General features: G+C 53.1%; 20 protein-coding genes, 2 tRNA genes and 1 riboswitch. Of the genes, 16 read left to right on the forward strand and 6 right to left on the reverse strand.

The genetic code is table 11. The annotated features are described in order from the left end of the window. Positions 1-13: 13 nt before the first annotated feature. Together cobW and M0D42_RS02680 are read right to left on the reverse strand one after the other, a co-directional pair. Positions 14-1,123 carry a cobalamin biosynthesis protein CobW gene (gene cobW / locus M0D42_RS02675; RefSeq protein WP_265020066.1) on the reverse strand — a complete coding sequence of 370 codons (1,110 nt, stop codon included), beginning with the start codon at positions 1,121-1,123 and terminating at the stop codon, positions 14-16. A 9-nt stretch (positions 1,124-1,132) separates the two neighbouring features. After that, positions 1,133-1,528, reverse strand: a complete 396-nt coding sequence (locus M0D42_RS02680; protein WP_265020067.1) for a DUF1636 domain-containing protein — start codon at positions 1,526-1,528, stop codon at positions 1,133-1,135. 84 nt (positions 1,529-1,612) lie between these two features. Beyond that, positions 1,613-1,838, reverse strand: a riboswitch (cobalamin riboswitch). Positions 1,839-1,860: 22 nt separating this feature from the next. Here M0D42_RS02680 and cobO point away from each other — a divergent pair. From cobO to M0D42_RS02715, 7 genes are all read left to right on the forward strand, one after another. Then, positions 1,861-2,505, forward strand: a complete 645-nt coding sequence (cobO, locus tag M0D42_RS02685; RefSeq protein ID WP_265021083.1) for a cob(I)yrinic acid a,c-diamide adenosyltransferase — start codon at positions 1,861-1,863, stop codon at positions 2,503-2,505. A 15-nt stretch (positions 2,506-2,520) separates the two neighbouring features. Further along, positions 2,521-2,970, forward strand: coding sequence for a metal-dependent hydrolase (locus M0D42_RS02690; protein WP_265021084.1), 450 nt, complete (start codon positions 2,521-2,523; stop codon positions 2,968-2,970). Continuing rightward, entirely contained in the window at positions 2,967-4,415 is a 1,449-nt protein-coding gene (locus M0D42_RS02695; RefSeq protein ID WP_265020068.1) for a cobyric acid synthase, read from the forward strand. Before M0D42_RS02690 ends, M0D42_RS02695 begins: the two co-directional genes overlap by 4 nt. Positions 4,416-4,478: 63 nt before the next feature. Continuing rightward, the gene (gene modA / locus M0D42_RS02700; RefSeq protein ID WP_265020069.1) at positions 4,479-5,204 is read left to right on the forward strand and encodes a molybdate ABC transporter substrate-binding protein; all 726 of its coding nucleotides are present in this window, start codon (positions 4,479-4,481) and stop codon (positions 5,202-5,204) included. Beyond that, positions 5,204-5,905 (forward strand): molybdate ABC transporter permease subunit, encoded by a 702-nt coding sequence (gene modB, locus M0D42_RS02705; protein WP_265020070.1) that lies wholly within the window; start codon positions 5,204-5,206, stop codon positions 5,903-5,905. The genes modA and modB overlap by 1 nt, the downstream gene beginning before the upstream one ends. Further along, positions 5,902-6,999 (forward strand): molybdenum ABC transporter ATP-binding protein, encoded by a 1,098-nt coding sequence (gene modC / locus M0D42_RS02710; protein WP_265020071.1) that lies wholly within the window; start codon positions 5,902-5,904, stop codon positions 6,997-6,999. The genes modB and modC overlap by 4 nt, the downstream gene beginning before the upstream one ends. A 58-nt stretch (positions 7,000-7,057) precedes the next feature. After that, on the forward strand, positions 7,058-7,960 hold the full coding sequence (locus M0D42_RS02715) for a DMT family transporter (protein WP_265020072.1): 903 nt from the start codon (positions 7,058-7,060) through the stop codon (positions 7,958-7,960). A 2-nt stretch (positions 7,961-7,962) separates the two neighbouring features. Here M0D42_RS02715 and M0D42_RS02720 read toward each other — a convergent pair whose 3' ends face one another. Continuing rightward, entirely contained in the window at positions 7,963-8,685 is a 723-nt protein-coding gene (locus M0D42_RS02720; RefSeq protein WP_265020073.1) for an NUDIX hydrolase, read from the reverse strand. Positions 8,686-8,943: 258 nt separating this feature from the next. On the opposite strand from M0D42_RS02720, the gene M0D42_RS02725 reads away from it, so the two are divergent. From M0D42_RS02725 to M0D42_RS02740, 4 genes are all read left to right on the forward strand, one after another. Beyond that, positions 8,944-9,426: an EF-hand domain-containing protein gene (locus M0D42_RS02725; RefSeq protein WP_265020074.1), complete on the forward strand. Its 483-nt coding sequence runs from the start codon at positions 8,944-8,946 to the stop codon at positions 9,424-9,426. 85 nt (positions 9,427-9,511) lie between these two features. Further along, positions 9,512-10,096 carry an RNA polymerase sigma factor gene (locus M0D42_RS02730; protein ID WP_265020075.1) on the forward strand — a complete coding sequence of 195 codons (585 nt, stop codon included), beginning with the start codon at positions 9,512-9,514 and terminating at the stop codon, positions 10,094-10,096. Then, positions 10,089-10,472, forward strand: coding sequence for a hypothetical protein (locus M0D42_RS02735; protein WP_265020076.1), 384 nt, complete (start codon positions 10,089-10,091; stop codon positions 10,470-10,472). Before M0D42_RS02730 ends, M0D42_RS02735 begins: the two co-directional genes overlap by 8 nt. Before the next feature lie 4 nt (positions 10,473-10,476). Continuing rightward, the gene (locus M0D42_RS02740) at positions 10,477-10,977 is read left to right on the forward strand and encodes a periplasmic heavy metal sensor (RefSeq protein WP_265020077.1); all 501 of its coding nucleotides are present in this window, start codon (positions 10,477-10,479) and stop codon (positions 10,975-10,977) included. Positions 10,978-10,986: 9 nt separating this feature from the next. On the opposite strand, the gene M0D42_RS02745 is transcribed toward M0D42_RS02740, so the two are convergent. Next, entirely contained in the window at positions 10,987-12,369 is a 1,383-nt protein-coding gene (locus M0D42_RS02745; RefSeq protein ID WP_265020078.1) for a diguanylate cyclase, read from the reverse strand. A gap of 70 nt (positions 12,370-12,439) precedes the next feature. Between M0D42_RS02745 and M0D42_RS02750 the strand changes: the two genes are divergently transcribed. The 5 genes from M0D42_RS02750 to M0D42_RS02770 all read left to right on the forward strand — a co-directional run bounded on the left by M0D42_RS02750 (position 12,440) and on the right by M0D42_RS02770 (position 16,963). Further along, on the forward strand, positions 12,440-12,730 hold the full coding sequence (locus M0D42_RS02750) for a DUF3572 domain-containing protein (RefSeq protein WP_419195968.1): 291 nt from the start codon (positions 12,440-12,442) through the stop codon (positions 12,728-12,730). A 76-nt stretch (positions 12,731-12,806) separates the two neighbouring features. Continuing rightward, positions 12,807-13,499, forward strand: a complete 693-nt coding sequence (locus M0D42_RS02755; RefSeq protein ID WP_265020080.1) for an HAD family hydrolase — start codon at positions 12,807-12,809, stop codon at positions 13,497-13,499. A 58-nt stretch (positions 13,500-13,557) separates the two neighbouring features. After that, positions 13,558-15,306 carry a DUF4153 domain-containing protein gene (locus tag M0D42_RS02760; protein WP_265020081.1) on the forward strand — a complete coding sequence of 583 codons (1,749 nt, stop codon included), beginning with the start codon at positions 13,558-13,560 and terminating at the stop codon, positions 15,304-15,306. 65 nt (positions 15,307-15,371) lie between these two features. Continuing rightward, positions 15,372-15,959 (forward strand): heme NO-binding domain-containing protein, encoded by a 588-nt coding sequence (locus M0D42_RS02765; RefSeq protein WP_265020082.1) that lies wholly within the window; start codon positions 15,372-15,374, stop codon positions 15,957-15,959. Then, positions 15,956-16,963 (forward strand): GGDEF domain-containing protein, encoded by a 1,008-nt coding sequence (locus M0D42_RS02770; RefSeq protein WP_265020083.1) that lies wholly within the window; start codon positions 15,956-15,958, stop codon positions 16,961-16,963. The genes M0D42_RS02765 and M0D42_RS02770 overlap by 4 nt, the downstream gene beginning before the upstream one ends. On the opposite strand, the gene M0D42_RS02775 is transcribed toward M0D42_RS02770, so the two are convergent. Both M0D42_RS02775 and M0D42_RS02780 read right to left on the reverse strand, forming a co-directional pair. Then, positions 16,951-17,025: transfer RNA gene (locus M0D42_RS02775), tRNA-Glu, on the reverse strand. The genes M0D42_RS02770 and M0D42_RS02775 overlap by 13 nt on opposite strands. Before the next feature lie 66 nt (positions 17,026-17,091). Continuing rightward, positions 17,092-17,166: transfer RNA gene (locus M0D42_RS02780), tRNA-Glu, on the reverse strand. Between the last annotated feature and the right edge of the window lie 45 nt (positions 17,167-17,211).

The raw sequence follows: 17,211 nt of genomic DNA on the forward strand, positions 1-17,211 counted from the left end.
TCATTCTGCCTTTTTAATTAACCAGCTCACCAATCAGCGCTGCACGGATGGCGTCGCTGTTGATGTTGTCATGTTCAGCAATGACCACGACTTTGCCCTGACGCCCTTCTGCTGGCTTCCAAGGACGGTCAAACTGATGACGCACACGTGCACCAACGGCCTGCACCAAGAGGCGCATTGGTTTGCCTTCGATGGCCACATAGCCTTTCACGCGCAGAATATTCTGTTCATTGGCAAGACGTTCCACACGCGCGGCAAACTCAGCTGGGTCGGTCTGTTCAGGTAGCTCAACCACGATGCTTTCAAATTCATCATGGCTATGGTCATGGTGATGATGGTGGTGTTCATGATCGTGGTGGTGATCATGGTCGTCAACGTGATGGTGATGATGGTCTTCATGATGAGACGGACGTGCGTCGATGTCGTCTTCGGCGGCGGCTTCCAGACCCAGAACGATACGTGGGTCAACAACACCTTCAGCCACTTCTACCACAGCGATCTTGCGCGGAGATTCTTTCGCAATCACTTCTTTGGCTTTGGCAACACCTTCTGGCCCCGCCAGATCAGGTTTGGTCAGTAGAATGATATCAGCACAGTTGATTTGATCTTCGAAGACTTCAGACAGAGGTGTTTCGTGATCCAAACCTTCATCCGCTTCGCGCTGGGCATCGACCGCAGCCACATCAGTTGCAAAACGGCCAGCGGCCACGGCTTCGGCATCAGCAAGAGCGATCACGCCATCCACGGTGATCTTGCTGCGGATATCCGGCCAGTCAAAAGCCTTCAACAACGGTTTTGGCAGGGCAAGACCAGAGGTTTCAATGATAATGTGCTCTGGGCGTGGCTCCAGTGCCATCAAAGCCTCGATGGTCGGGATGAAGTCATCAGCGACAGTGCAGCAGATGCAGCCGTTTGCCAGCTCCATGATGTTTTCGGCAGGACAATCCGGGATCGCGCAGGACTTCAGGATTTCACCGTCAACACCAACGTCGCCAAATTCGTTGACAACCACCGCTAGGCGCTTGCCCTGCGGATTGGTCATCAGGTGACGCACCAAAGTTGTTTTACCAGCGCCCAAAAATCCGGTGATAACAGTGACTGGGAGTTTTTCTAAAGTACTCATGGCAAGCTCTTATTCTGGCAGGTTCAGCGGCGGAACGCGCGCGATACAGTTTTTGCGGAAATGAACGGGGCGCTCGCGCCAGGGTACGATCCCATCTGCGGTGGCGGCGTATTTGGTGATACCTTCGTGCACGAGGGACGCGTCATCAGCGCCGGTGAAGTTGCCATAGACATAGGTCCAGCGCTCTGCGCCGCCACGTACGGCGATGGAACAGCCGCTGTCACAGTTGCTGAGGCATTCCACTTCGCGCACAGTGACATGATCTGGCCAGTCCATTTCATAAAGAGCTGCGCCAAGCTGCGCACCGGGGCGCGGGCCTTCGACATCTGTTGGCTGACCAGCGCGACAGGTGGCGCATACAAGCAACTCCACAGGCGCCAGTTCTGGCGTTACATCATTGGGCAAATTGTCTCTCCACTCCTTTGGAGGGACAAGGGCGAGGGACGGGGACGTTGCACGTATTCCCGACACCGGAACACCCCGTCCGGTTTCTTGTCTTTTGTCGCTGGCAGGTCTCCCGGCTTACGGATGTCAGGGCCCATTTTGATCTGGGCTCTGGTGGTGCTCTTAACCTTCCCGGCGCATTGCCAGTGGTGTGCAGAGACCTCTCCGGTCACGGTCGCGGGGGCGGCTGCGTTTCAAATTGCGTCGCAATCTTTATCGCATTCCCTTTTCACCTGTTCTAAGAACAGGAACCAACAGAACGGACATGCGCGATGGCGCAGGATGAGTCAAGCATGGAGGCCGACACCGTGAGCGATAACACCGACCAGACCGACGCCCAAAACGCCCGCCACGCGGAGAAGATGAAGAAAATCAAAGCGGCACGGGATCGTATGATGGCCACGAAGACCGAAGAAAAAGGTCTGATCATGGTTCATACTGGTCCGGGAAAAGGGAAGTCCTCCTCTGGATTCGGTATGATCATGCGCTGCATATCTCATGGCATGCCCTGTGCGGTGGTTCAGTTCATCAAAGGGGCCATGGCCACAGGTGAGCGCGCCTTTCTAGAAGAGCATTTCCCGGAAGAATGTAAGTTCTTTGTCTCTGGTGAAGGATTCACTTGGGAAACGCAGGATCGCGAGCGTGATATTGCGAAGGCGGAAGCAGGTTGGGAGCTGGCCAAGCAGCTCATTCGCGATGAGAATAACAGGTTTGTGCTGTTGGATGAGATCAATATCGCTTTGCGCAATGACTATCTGAACATCGATGATGTGGTGGAGTTTTTGCTAACCGAGAAGCCGGATATGACGCATGTCTGTCTGACTGGGCGCAATGCGAAACCAGAGCTGATCGAAGCAGCGGATTTGGTGACCGAAATGACTTTGGTGAAACATCCGTTCCGAGATGGGATTAAGGCTCAGAAGGGTGTGGAGTTTTAATTGATTATTGGCCACTTGCCAGCCGGGTACCTTGCCGCATGCGTCACCGAAAAGCTGACGCGGCTAAGAGTTTTGTTTTGGGCCGTAATTATTGGATCGGTTTTCCCTGACATTGATATGCTATGGTTCCACTTCGTTGACCAAGGCGCCCATCACCATCACGGGTATTTAACCCATCGACCGGCGATTTGGGCCGGTGTCGCGATCCTTGGGCTATGCCTTAGAAATTTTGCCGTTTCTGGGTTTGGGATTGGCGCTTTGCTACATATGGCTCTGGACACCATTGCTGGGGCTATCGCATGGGGATGGCCATTTTCAAATAAGTCGAGCACTTTTGTGATTGTTCAGCCAACACATGATCATTGGCTTTTGTCCTTTCTTTGGCATTGGACATTCAAAGTAGAGATCGCATTATCTCTTTTGGCCTTAACTGTCTTTTTAGTGCGTTGGAGAAATCGCGTATGACCAAAGCCATCATGATCCAAGGCACAGGCTCCAATGTCGGGAAGTCCATGCTTGTGGCGGGCCTGTGTCGTGCTGCTGTGCGGCGGGGGCTATCGGTTGCGCCGTTCAAACCTCAGAATATGTCTAACAACGCTGCAGTGACCTCGGATGGTGGCGAGATCGGGCGCGCTCAGGCATTGCAGGCTTTGGCGTGTAAGGTGCCATTAACCGTTCACATGAACCCGGTGCTTCTGAAACCTGAATCAGATGTCGGCTCGCAGGTGGTTGTGCAGGGCAAACGCCTCACTACAGTCAAGGCGAGGGAATATGCGAAGCTGAAACCCCAGCTCATGGAGAGTGTGCTTGAGAGCTTCAACCTACTGAAATCACAACATGATCTTGTGATTGTAGAAGGTGCTGGGAGCCCTGCAGAGGTCAATTTACGGGCCGGAGATATCGCCAACATGGGGTTCGCTCAGGCGAGCGAAACGCCCGTTATTCTTGCTGGTGACATCGATCGCGGCGGTGTGATCGCTCAGATAGTGGGCACGCAGGCGGTGATCGATGCCAAGGACGCGGCGTTGATCCAAGGGTTTCTCGTCAACAAATTCAGGGGCGATCCAAGCCTGTTCGACGACGGCTATGCCATGATTGAAGACAAGACCGGCTGGAAGGGCTTTGGGGTGCTGCCTTATTTTGGTGAAGCTTGGAAGCTTCCGGCTGAGGATGCCCTCGATATCCACGGATCGCGTACCGACGGGGAGTTTCATATTGTTTGCCTCGGCCTGTCGCGTATCGCGAATTTCGACGATCTGGATCCGCTCGCACAGGAACCCGATGTGCGCTTGACCATGCTGCGCGCTGGGCAGCCAATCCCAGGTGATACAGATCTGGTGATTATCCCCGGCAGCAAGTCGACGCGGGGCGATTTGGCATTCTTAAAAGAGCAGGGCTGGGACATCGACCTGCATGCTCACCTGCGGCGTGGTGGCAAAATACTCGGCATCTGCGGTGGTTATCAAATGCTGGGTCAAAGCATTTCAGATCCAGAAGGCATTGAGGGCCCGGCTGGGGAGACTGTTGGTCTTGGTTTGCTGGATGTGGAAACTCTCATGACAGCTGACAAGCGCCTGACAGAAACCAATGCAGTTCATGCTGCCTCTGGTCAGTCGTTTTCCGGATACGAGATTCACATTGGCCGCACAAAGGGCAAAGACTGTACTCGGCCCTTTGCGACCGTTGATGGCCGTAAGGAGGGAGCGACTTCCGCTGATGCTGCTGTGATGGGTAGCTATTTGCACGGGATGTTCTCCGATGATGGGTTTCGGAGAGCCTTCCTCGCCTCATTGGGCGCGAAAGCGGGCAATGTGAGTTACGCTCAAACTGTTGAGACAACTTTGGATGAATTAGCAGACCACATCGAAGCCCATCTGGATGTCGATGGCATCCTTGGGGCTGCTCGCTAAGTCTGCGGCTTGTAATACCTTTCGCCATAAGGAATAGTGCCTCAGACCTTCGGAGCCTGAGCCATGCGCGTCATCGCGTTGTTTTGCCTGATCTTTTTTGCACTGCCTGCGCGAGCGGAGGTGACGGTTTTTGCCGCTGCCAGCCTGCGCGGAGCCTTGGATGAGGTGAACGCCGAATTTGAGGGTGACGTCATTGTCTCGTATGCCAGTAGCGCAGCCCTTGCGCGTCAAATAGCACAAGGGGCTCCTGCTGATGTTTATCTGTCGGCAAATCCTGATTGGGTGCAGTATCTGGTTGATGATGACTTTGTGGACGTCCAGAAAAATGGACCAATTTTGGGCAACCAGCTGGTCTTGATTGGCTCCTCCCAATCTCTGGACACAACTCTGGATACACTTCCTTCAGTCTTAGAAGGGCGAAACCTGGCGACCGGGCTGACATCTGCCGTTCCCGCAGGGATTTACGCGCGGCAGGCATTGCAAAGCGCAGGGCTGTGGCAAGGTGTAGAGCCACACTTGGTTGAAACTGACAATGTGCGCGCCGCCCTGACTTTGGTGTCTCTGGCAGAAGTGGACTACGCCCTTGTGTACACAACAGATGCTTTGACTGCAGTAAACGTACGCGTTCTCGATCATGTATCTACAAGCACTCACAGCCCAATTCGGTATGCCGGAGCAGTTTTGAGTAAACATCAGGAAGCGGTAAATTACTTTGATTTTCTGACCACGGAACCTGCGCTCGAAATTTTTAAGGCCCACGGATTTCTCACTCTGGAAGGGGCGTCTTAGTGGGGGAGAGTTTTTTAAGCCCCGAGAGCTGGTCAGCGGTCGTACTTTCGCTGCGGGTTTCACTTGTGGCAACAATGCTGAGCCTGCCCTTGGCCATTTGGGTTGCTCATCTGCTTGCGCGCAAAGACTTCTGGGGAAAGCAGCTATTGAATGGGATTGTGCATCTGCCTTTGGTGATGCCGCCCGTCGTGACCGGCTATTTGCTGTTACTGACCTTTGGTCGGCGTTCATCTATTGGACAATTTATGGAAGAGACCTTTGGGCTGGTACTGGCGTTTCGCTGGACCGGCGCGGCTTTGGCTGCTGCTGTGATGGCGTTTCCTTTGATGGTACGCGCTATTCGTTTGGCTATCGAAGCGGTAGATCCCAAGCTTGAAGAGGCAGCCGCGACTTTGGGGGCGGGGCGTTGGTTCACATTTGTTAATGTGACGCTGCCGTTGATCTTGCCGGGCGTCATCGCGGGCGGTGTTCTGGGGTTTGCCAAAGCCATGGGAGAATTTGGGGCAACCATCACTTTTGTCAGCAATATTCCTGGTCAGACGCAAACGATCCCTTCTGCAATCTACTCAGCTTTACAAGTGCCCGGGCAGGAAAGCGATGTTCTGAAACTGGTTGGTCTTTCGGTGCTACTTGCAATGGGTGCTCTGATTGCTTCTGAATGGATTGCGCGTCGGCAACGGCGGCGGATGATTTCCTCATGACGCTTTCGGTTTCAATCAGCAGCAACCTAGATCAATTTGCACTCGAAGTGGACTTTCAGGCCCCACGAGGCGTGACCGCCATTTTCGGTGCATCAGGTTCTGGAAAAACCACGATTATCAATGCAATCGCCGGTCTCCATCGTCCTGATCGAGGGCAGATTTCTTTTGACGATGACGTGTTCTTTTCCTCCGACAAGGAGGTTGATCTGCCTGTTTCCAAACGGAGATTGGGGTATGTGTTTCAGGATCATCGGCTCTTTCCTCATATGACCGTTGTGGCAAACCTGAAGTTTGCACGGCGCGCACGTAAACTTGGACGCCAAGACGGGCAATTTGACAGGATCATCGACTTGCTTGGGCTAAGCAATGTCCTGGAGCGATATCCCGTTGATTTGAGCGGTGGCGAAAAGCAAAGGGTCGCCATAGGGCGGGCATTGCTTTCTGATCCTAAAGTTTTGCTGCTTGATGAACCCTTGGCATCGTTGGATCAAACGCGTCGGCTGGAAATTCTGCCTTATCTAGAACGTCTGAGAGATACCACTCAGCTACCAATCCTCTACGTGAGCCATTCCGTGAGCGAAGTGGCGCGCTTGGCCAATCATGTTGTGCTTCTGGATCGGGGACAGCAAGGAAAAACCGGAACGGTTTCTGAAGTGTTTTCAGACCCACAATCAGCGCAGTATGTTGCGCAATCTGATCTTGGTGCAGTTTTGTTTGCCCGCTTCGTGAAGGTACATGATGACGGCGTGAGCGAGTTGATGACATCGGGGGGTGGACGCCTTTTTGTAAACCAACAACTCCCTAAGTCTGATCATAAAGTCAGAGTGCGGATCAAGGCGCAGGATGTGATGCTAAGTCTTTCACAACCTGAAGGAATTTCAGCGCTGAACAGTTTGCAAGGCCACATTAGTGACATTCAAAGCAGCGCCACAGGCGGGGTGTTGGTGCAAATAGAATGCGGCGAAGACTTCATTTTATCTCGCATCACTGAAAGATCGCGCCGACAGCTGTGTCTTGAAGTGGGGCAAGAGATATTTGCTATCTTGAAAACGGTCTCCATGGCACAGAATGACATTGGTTATCGCAACAACTGATTTGACAATACGACAACATTAGTATGCAATAGTATACAGTTGAGGTGGGGAATTCTCTATGGAGCTTTGGATCGTCTTGTCGGTGATGGCTGCGCTGTTTCAGGCCGTGCGTTTCATGCTGCAAAAACACCTTAGCCAGATCAAGCTCAGCGCCTCTGGGGCGACATTTGCCCGCTTTGTCTATTCGGCACCGATCGCTGTCGTTGCAGCAGCGCTTTACTTTAACTCCAATGGCACTCCGCTTCCCGCCCTTGATTTGGGGTTTTGGGGATACGGCGCACTGGGTGGGTTTGCCCAAATCGCAGCAACGGTTTGTACTGTTCTGTTGTTTGGCCGCAGAAACTTCGCAGTTGGCCTGACCTTTAAGAAAACCGAAGTCATGATGGCCGCTGTCATCGGGCTCCTGTTTCTTGGCGATCTCATTTCTCCGTTTGGCTTCCTGGCGCTTTGCGTTGGATTGGCGGGGGTGTTGGTGTTGTCTGGTCCAATGGAAGTCGAAGGCCATTGGTGGCAACGCCTTTTAACACCTTCAGCAATGCTGGGCCTGTCAGCGGGCGCATTGTTCGGCGTGTCGGGGGTTTCCTACCGCGCTGCAAGTTTGACTGTACCAAGTGCGGATCCATTTGAACGTGCAATCCTCACGCTTGCCGTTGTGACAACCATGCAGATGGTTGGTATGGCGGTCTGGCTTTTCTTGAGGGACCGCGAAGAAATCACACGTGTTCTCAGCACATGGCGCACCGCGATCTTTGTGGGCATTACAAGTCTTGCAGGCTCATTTTGTTGGTTTGCAGCCTTCACCTTGCAAAACGCGGCCTACGTCAAAGCCGTTGGGCAAATCGAATTGATTTTTGGCTTTGCTGCTTCATCTTTGTTTTTCAAAGAGAAAATCACGAGGCGTGAGGTGATGGGCATTGCTTTAATTGCCACGAGCGTTCTGGTTCTCGTGATCTACGCCTAGATTTAACCACCCAAATCGGCTTCGGTCGGCGTGCGGCCGTAGAGGCGCGTGAACAATCCGGCTTCATCTGTGTTCTTGAAGAAGGGAACTGTGTCCGGAAGACCTTTTTCATGCAAGCGCCCTTCGACCTCTGCGAGAACCACTTCAGTGATAAAGGGAAGATCATAGCCGCGCGCTTGATCCAGAGGCACCCACTGAAGGTGGGAGAGTTCATCGCTAGCGCGCGAGAAGTCATCGAGATCACCGGAGAGGTCTGCCGCATCCACAAGGAAAAACCGCGCATCAAAGCGGCGGGGACGACCCGGAGGGGTGATGGCGCGGAAAACAAACTTTAGACCAGAAGCATGGGGCAGGTGCCCCGTCGCGGCATACTCACGCCAATCCTCGTTGGGATGAATGGGCCAATCTGCCTGTGTGCCCAGTACCAAACCGGTTTCTTCCCAAAGCTCCCGAATAGCTGCCGCAAAAAGCGCAGTGCCGATGCTTTCAGGTGTCTCTGGACGCAGGTCTTCCATAAGGCGCACAGAATTTATGTCGCTTGGAGGTGTGGCCAGTGGCACTGCGTGATCTTCCCGATCAACCGCGCCGCCGGGAAAGACAAACTTGTTTGGCATAAATGCCGCTTTGGAGCCCCGCTGGCCCATCAATACCTTCGGAGCCGTTTCTCGATCACGCAGAACGATGATGGTCGCTGCGTCGCGAATGGCGGTCTTATCGATGGTCATGGCGTGCCCTTCCGATATAGCTTTCCCAGAACCGTAATCGCCCTCATGAGGAGCGCCAACCGCAAAAGCGTCAAATGAATCCTCTCAGCGACTGTGACGCTGCGAATTTTCTAGATTTCAATTGGGCTTACGGCGCGCGCTAAAAACTTTTTTGAATCTTTTTCATCTTTTTGCGACGGAAAGCTGTTGGTCCGGCGTTTGACCTTTTGAAAACGGGCAACAAGCCGGTTTCGAGAAAACGGAAAAAGGAACCTGACTATGAAACGTGCAGTATTGATCTCCGGTGTAACAGCAATGGCTCTGGCTTTGACCGCAGGCGTGGCAGCCGCGAAGGGCGGCCACGGTGGCAAACACGGTCCAAAGATGAGTTTTGAGCAGCTTGATGCAAATGGCGACGGGCAAGTGACCAAGGAAGAAATCGCAGCAGCAGCCACAGCGCGCTTTAACGAAGTTGACACCAATGGCGACGGCAACCTCTCTGCAGAAGAGCTGGCAGCGGCGTCAGAGCGTGCAAAAGAAGAGCGCATCGCTAAGATGATCGAAAAGCGCGACGAGAATGGCGATGGTGTTCTGAGCCAGGCAGAAATGCAGCCTGATACAGATCGCACCGACCGCATGTTCGAGCGTCTGGATGCCAATGATGATGGTGTGATCAGTGCCGAAGAATTTGAGCAGATGAAAGATCGCCGCCAAGGCAAGCGTGGCGACAAGGAAAAGCGCGGCGATAGCGACGATAGCTGATCCGAAAGCCAATGGTTGCGCCCTTGCGAGCTGGGCGCAGCCATAACGATTGATACCGGGGTGTGAACCCGCTACTCCGACAGGGATGGAAATGCCGCGAGATAGCTTTCAGGACACCAGCGATGAGGCGCTGTTGGTACTTTACGCCAATGGTGACCCCAATGCCGCGCGTGTTCTGACGATGCGTTTGACTCCCAAAGTGATGGGCCATGCCTATCGCATGCTTGGGGATCGCGCCGAAGCGGAAGACACGGCTCAGGAAGCGCTGATCCGGCTCTGGAAGCTGGCACCTGAGTGGCGGCAGGGGGAGGCGAAGGTCACAACCTGGCTTTATCGCGTCGTCGCGAACCTCTGCACCGACAAGCTACGAAAGACACGCGGCGTGGCGCTGGATGCAGTGCCAGAACCTGAAGACGAAACCGCCAGCGCAGCAGAGCAGATGCAACACAAATCGCGTCTGGATGCTTTGCAAGCGGGGTTGAACACATTGCCAGAACGGCAAAAACAAGCGGTTATTCTGCGCCATATCGAAGGGTTGAGTAATCCTGAGATCGCAGAGATCATGGAGGTCGGCGTAGAAGCCGTCGAAAGCCTGACCGCACGAGGAAAACGCGCTTTGGCCAAAGCACTGGCCGGTCGCAAAGAGGAATTGGGGTATTCTGATGGCTGATAAAATGGCTGGAAAACAGAATATGGATGATCTTTTGGATGATCTCTTTGCCGAAGCCAAATCGGATGAGGCAGCGATGCCGTCAGACGATTTCATGGCGCGGGTATTGGCAGATGCGGAAACCCTGCAACTGCCAGCGCCTGAGGTGGCAGCACCGACCCGATCGCGTGGGTTGCTCCAGACACTCTTTGACACGATTGGTGGTTGGCAGGGCACAGGTGGTCTGGTGGCCGCTACGATGGCCAGCGTTTGGATTGGATTTTCCGGCGCGGAAAACCTGACCGTGGATGGCCTTCAGGCAATCGTGTCGGGCGACACAGATTTCTACCTCTCCGATCTTGGCGGAGACTTCAGCTTTGATTTTGGGGAAGGATAATCTCATGAGTGATCAGACACCTCAGCCCCGTGCACCGATGCGCCGCAGCCTGCGGGTCCTTCTGTTTGCCTCTCTCGCCGCGAACCTAATAGTTGTTGGCTTGGTGGCAGGTGCGGTCTTTGGCAATAAAAAAGGTGGGGATAAACCACCACGCGATGCCGATTTCATGGGGGCCTATACCCGGGCATTGCCAGACCAAGATCGCCGGGCCATTGGACGCGCCATCAGAGATCATCATCGCAATTCCGGGATCACACGCGAGCAGGCGCGGAAGCAGTTTCAGGAGATGCTTGGACTGATCCGAGCAACGCCATTTGATGCAGATGCGATGAGAGGACGGATGTTAGAGCAGGCGAAATCATCCTTTGACCGCCGCCAAGCCGCGCAGGATATTTGGCTGCAGCGGGTGGAGCAGATGACGGATGCCGAACGCCAGGATTATGCGGATCAAATTGAAGCGCAGCTGAAACGTGCTCCAAAGGGCAAGCCCAAGGGCACTAACTAAATTGAGGTTTCAGGCGGCGAGTTTAGAGATGCAAACCTGATCTCGCCCCAGCGCTTTGGCTTCATACAACGCTTTGTCAGCCTGCCGAAGCAGATCCTCGACAGGAAGATCTGGATAGCCCTTTCCGCCCATTGTCACTCCGACGCTCATAGTAATTGGAACTTCTGAGCTTTGATGCGTCAGGGGAATCGGCCTGTCGCGCAAAAGAGCGCAAAGTCTGGACGCCGTGGCCTGCGATCTTTCCAGATTTGTTTCAGACAGCACGATCAGAAACTCTTCACCACCAATGCGCGCCACAAGATCGATGGCACGTAGGTGCTCTCGCATCCGACGCGCTGTTTCGGAAAGAACTTCATCACCCGCGGCATGCCCAAATTGATCGTTCACCGCTTTGAAGTGGTCCAAATCAGCAAGTAGCACCGCGAATTGGCGTCCTTTACGCATGGCCTGATCTTGCAACCGACTGAGATGCGGCATGGCGTATCGACGGTTGAACAAGCCTGTCAGAGGGTCCGTGACCGCCGCTTGAAGCCCACTGGTTAGATTTGCTCGCAGATTGTCCGAGAAACGTTTCTGGCTCACCAGATTGGACACTCTCAGGCTCAGCTCATCGGCATCAAATCCGTGAAGCATAACATCGCTTGCACCAAGATCCATAGCGTCCACGACGGTTTCTCTGTCCTCCTGCTCTAGCATGACCAAGATACCTGCGTGTCGCGTGACCGTTCGTGCTCTGATTTCCGCGACAAGTCGCAGTCCCGGCTCAGGTTCGAGCGGATCGACCGCGATCACAAAAACATCCGGCGAAGGTGCATGGGATATGTCCTTCAACGTATCTCCATGAATACGGGATGTGATTTTGTAGGGTAGGATCGGTTTCAATAAAGAGGCCCATCGCACGCTGGTCGCGGCCTCTGGTGTCGCTAGATGAATACTTGAGCGGGGCGTGAAGGCAGAGCTGGGTTCTGCAAAACCCAGTGCCTCATTCGTCCGCTCGCGCAGCTGGTTTTCTTCAACGCTTTCATGTGATCTGAGCAAACTGCGCAAGCGCGCCAACAACACCACTTCGTCCATCGGGCGCACCAAAACGTCATTCGCACCTGATTTCAGGGCCCGCAGTCGCTCGGTGCGGTCATCTTCACTGGTGATGAGTACAATTGGAATGAACGCTGTTTGCTTTTGGTCTCGAAGCAACTTGCAGAAGTCCACTGAATCACAATCATCCAGCTGAACATTTATTAAGATCAGGTCGGGAGTCGCCTTGGCCAAAACCCGCTGCGCATCAGCTGCATTTTCCGCCTGCAACACCTCATAAACCGCATTTGTTAACCTGACTTTCAGGACAATACGGTTTGTCGCAATACTATCCACAATCAGTAGTTTGCCGGGCATTTGTCCTGTCCTTGCCAAGTTATGCAAACTATTAGTAAGCGTATTGGTTAACAAACTGTTTCAAAGGTTAATGAAATTGTCTTTTTCTTCAGAATCTGCCGAAACCCTCGCCCTAAACGCCCTTGGCTGGCTGGCAGGCAACGAAGAGCTGATGCCCGTGTTCATGGGAGCGACGGGTGCCTCGATTGACGATTTAAAAGGAAGAGCCGGTGATCCCGCTTTTCTGGCTTCAGTACTCGATTTCATTACGATGGATGATCAATGGGTTGTGGCATTCTGTGACAGTCAGCAGCTCGAATATACTGCACCTATGATGGCGCGTCAGGCGTTGCCAGGCGGTGAGCAGGTCAACTGGACCTAAAATGCTCTTTGTCAGAGGGCAGGGAACGGTCTAAGCAATGCAGCAAGAGGCATTCATATTTAGATTGGAACCTTCGGTGACCATCCAAGCCCTTTTGTTCGACAAAGACGGCACGCTCTTTGATTTCAGTAAAACCTGGAACAATTACACTTTGGGGGTGATTGAGCACTTTGCTGCGGGCAGTGCCGAGCGAATGCAATGGATCGCTGAGACCATCGAGTTTGATCTCGTGGGCTGCGCGTTCTTGCCAACAAGTCCGATCATCGCAGGCACCAATCGAGAAGCTGCGGAATTACTGGCGTCAGCCATCGATGGCAAAGACGCTGACGAGGTCGAGATCTATTTGTCCGAAAGTGCAAAGCACGTGCCCCTGGCACCGGTGCTTCCGCTGAAGCCATATTTAAGTGACCTCAAAGAAAATGGTTTCGCTTTGGGTGTTGTCACAAATGACTCCGAGCAGGCTGCGCGAGATCATCTTCGGTCCGCCGAAGCGCTTGATGTGTTTGATTTCGTTGCTGGGTATGACAGCGGATTTGGCGAAAAACCTGATCCCGACCCACTCCTGGCCTTCGCACAGCAGATCAAGTCCACGCCGGATAAGGTGGCAATGATTGGGGACAGCACCCATGATTTGATTGCAGGGCGGCGCGCGGGCATGGTGACGATTGGCGTGCTGACGGGACTGGCAACTGAGACTGTATTGGCCGAGTTTGCAGATGTAATCCTTCCAGATATCAGCCATATTCCTGATTGGCTGACCTCGGCCTGATCGCTTGCAATCTCAACCTTTCCACCTCTAGGCTGCCTGAAAAGAAAGGGCAGTCCTCATGAGCGAAACAGCGCCGCAGGGTGAACTCAATCAACAGCATTTATGGATGTGCCTATTAGGCGCCATCGCTGGGCTATCGATTTGGGTGCTCTTTGATGTCCTGCCAGATGCCATTGAGAACCAAAGACTTTTGCTTTGGCTCGCCAGCGCGATAGTTGGTTTTTTCATTTTGGCCTTCGCATTGCTGGGCAGTTTGCGCTGGAAAGAAGCCATGGCTGGCGCAACCGTTTTGGCCCTTTTCGACGCTGCCCTACTATTCTGGGCTAGTGGGCGGTTCGTTGAGTTTGACAATCTATTCGAAGAAAGTTTTGCCCCGGTCGCTTGGGCCGTGATCCTCTTCATCGGTGCGCCATTTGCCGCAGCAGCTCTGAATGGAAAGGCAAGAGATTATACCTTCCTGTTTGATACGGCCTGGAACATTGTGGTGCGCTACATTGCGGCCTGGGCCTTTGTCGGCCTCTTTTGGGCAGTGCTATATCTATCCGATGAACTGCTTGGAATTGTTGGCGTTTCCATCATCGATGATTTCCTAGATATTGATCCGGTGCCTTTCTTCTTGACCGGCGGAGCCTTGGGATTGGCACTTTCGATCAGCCAGGAGCTGAAAGCCTGTGTCTCGCCTTATCTTCCCCTCCGGCTCCTACGACTGCTTCTTCCGATGTTGCTCGTGGTCGTCGCAATCTTCATCATCGCTTTGCCACTGCGAGGTCTCTCTGATCTCTTCGGCGACTTCTCAGCTGCAGGCATTCTTCTGAGCGTGGCGATCGCATCTATAACATTAATTACATCCGCGTTGGATCGAGTGGATGAAGATGGGGTTCAATCCGCTCTTATGCGGGATGCCACCAAGGCGCTGGCCTTGCTATTGCCGATGCTGTCTGGGCTTGCCATGTGGGCGATTTGGCTGAGAGTTTCTGACTATGGCTGGACACCTCAGAGGATTGCTGCTGGCCTCTCTGCGCTTTTGGTATTTGCCTATGCTGTGCTCTATGCACTTGCGGTGCTGTTTAAAGACCAATGGCGCAGAATGATCCGTCAGACCAATATTGCGATGGCGCTGACTGTGATGAGCCTATCCGCACTGTGGATGACGCCGCTGATGGATGCCCAGCGGTATTCGTCCGAGGCTCAGCTTGCGAGTTACTTGCGAGGAGAGTTGGCCGCGAAAGATTTCCCGGCGTGGGAAGCGATCAATGTTTGGGGGATAGCAGGGCGGTCAGTGGCGGTTCAGCTTCGTGGATTGGCCAAGGAAGGTCACCCAGAAATTCACGCGCGCCTAGATCGCGCAGAGGAATTAAGTCGATGGGAATTTAACCAAAGTGATGAGATTCCAACGGCACAGGCCCTGGCTGCCGAGTTTGAAAAACATGTGCAAATATGGCCAGAGGACCACGTGCTTTTGGATGGGTACTTTGACAAAGCTGGCCTTTTTCGTTTGGAAACATGGGCCATTGATTGTCTTGCAGATGCTACGCGGCGCTGTGTGTTGGTTTTTGGCCCTTTTGCAGCTCAAGGTGCTGACAAATCATTGTTTTTTGTACCCAAGTCCGAAGGTGGCGCGCTCGCCTTTGCAGCCTCGTCCGGGGATGAACCTCCAAAGTACTTCACTGACTTGAGGGTCACTCCCGGTGAGGTCGGTATTAGCGAGGAAGCCTATCGTCGTTTGCTGACGGGAGGATATCGCATCGGTCCGGCGAGCCGTCAGTCACTATGGCTGGGTGATGTTGAGCTAACTGCTGACAATTGAAAATATTGGAGAAATATTAAAACCCTTTCGGAATACTGCCTCTCATTGGAGATTGAGGGGTCGATATGCATGGTCTGATCAACAGGGCTATTCAGTGTTTCGTTCGTGATACATATGGCGCCAATCGGTGGATTGCTGTGACACGGCGCGCGCAGCTGGACTTTACAGAGTTTGAAGCGATGCTGCACTATGAGGACAAGGTTACCGAGGATCTCGTCACCGCAATATCTGCGGAAATGTCCTTGCCCAAGCGTGTGGTTCTTGAGGACATTGGCACCTATCTAGCAAGTCATGAAAATGTCGAGGCTGTAAGGCGTCTGCTCAGATTTAGCGGTGCGACTTTTTTAGAATTCTTGCATTCCCTTGATGACTTGCAAGCTCGTGCGCGGTTGGCACTTGCTGATCTCGATATGCCAAAACTGGAGTTACACGATCACGGTGAAAACCAATTTTCTCTGCAGTGCCTGCATGAAATGGGTGGCTTTAGCTATGTCGTCATGGGGGTTCTGCGCACCATGGCAGATGACTATGGCGCATTGGTTTTACTGGAACATGCAGAGTCCCGTCCTGATCGAGAAATCATTCACATTCAACTGGTTGAGCAGGCCTACAGCGCCGGTCGGCAGTTTAATTTAGGGGCGAAAACGGCGTGAACATTCAAACTCCTACTCTGCGGTTTGCAAACACGATGGATATTCTGTGCCCGATGCATGTCCACATTGGAAACAACGGTCGGATTGTTCACGCGGGACCGACGATCAAGAAATTGCGTCCTAAGCTTGGCATTGCGGGGGGCTGCTTTCTGGAGGTATTCGATCTGCTACGTCCCAGAAGGCTAAAGACTGTTGAAGATGTTTTGCATTCCGTCGGGGACAAGGTTCACATCGGTTTCAAAGATGTGCCGACCACAACGTTGCAAGGTGTTGTTGTGTCTGATCCATTTGGCAATGGCGTTCTTATGAACCTTAGTTTTGGCATCAGCGTCCTAGATGCGGTTCAAGACTACGCTTTGACCAATGCTGATTTCGCTGCAACCGATATGGCGATTGAGATGCTTTTCTTAGTTGAAGCCAAATCAGCGGCCATGGATGCCTCACAGAAGCTGAACAAACGGCTACAGAACGCCAAAATCGCAGCAGAGAAACAAGCCTTTACTGATGATCTGACAGGGCTTCGCAACCGGAGAGCCATTGAGCAAATCCTTGATCAGAATATCTCTGAGCGGGCGGCTTTTAGTTTTCTGCAACTCGACTTGGACTTCTTTAAAGCAGTGAACGACACCTACGGGCATGCAGCGGGCGACTACGTTTTGCAAAAGGTCGCACGTGTCTTAAGCGAAGAAGCGCGCGATCAGGATGAGGTGGCGCGCATTGGGGGCGATGAGTTTGTTATTGTGGTCCAAGGGGACACGCCTCGCGCACGTTTGGCTGATCTATCGCAAAGGATCATTCGACGGTTGAAGCAACCGATTCATTTTGAGGGCAATCCTTGCCGTGTCTCAACGAGCATCGGGATTTCCTCTGTAAAAATTGGGCAAGTGACCTCTGCGGATTTGATCATGCAGCAGGCGGATAAGGCGCTCTACAAAAGCAAAGAAAACGGGCGAAGCCAATTCGCATTTTTTGAAGATTTTATTGAGAAAAGTGGCAGCCCGTAGGGGAATCGAACCCCTCTTTCCAGGTTGAAAACCTGGCGTCCTAACCGATAGACGAACGGGCCACGTAATTTTTTGTTCGCAATATGCGATTGGAATATCCCATTTTTTCTGGGAATTTCCTGCTTCGGTGGCAGCCCGTAGGGGAATCGAACCCCTCTTTCCAGGTTGAAAACCTGGCGTCCTAACCGATAGACGAACGGGCCGTGCCGAAGCGTGAGGCGGTATTTATGCAAAGCGCTTGGGCGGCG

Source organism: Cognatishimia activa, from assembly GCF_026016445.1.
Classification (GTDB): domain Bacteria; phylum Pseudomonadota; class Alphaproteobacteria; order Rhodobacterales; family Rhodobacteraceae; genus Cognatishimia; species Cognatishimia activa_B.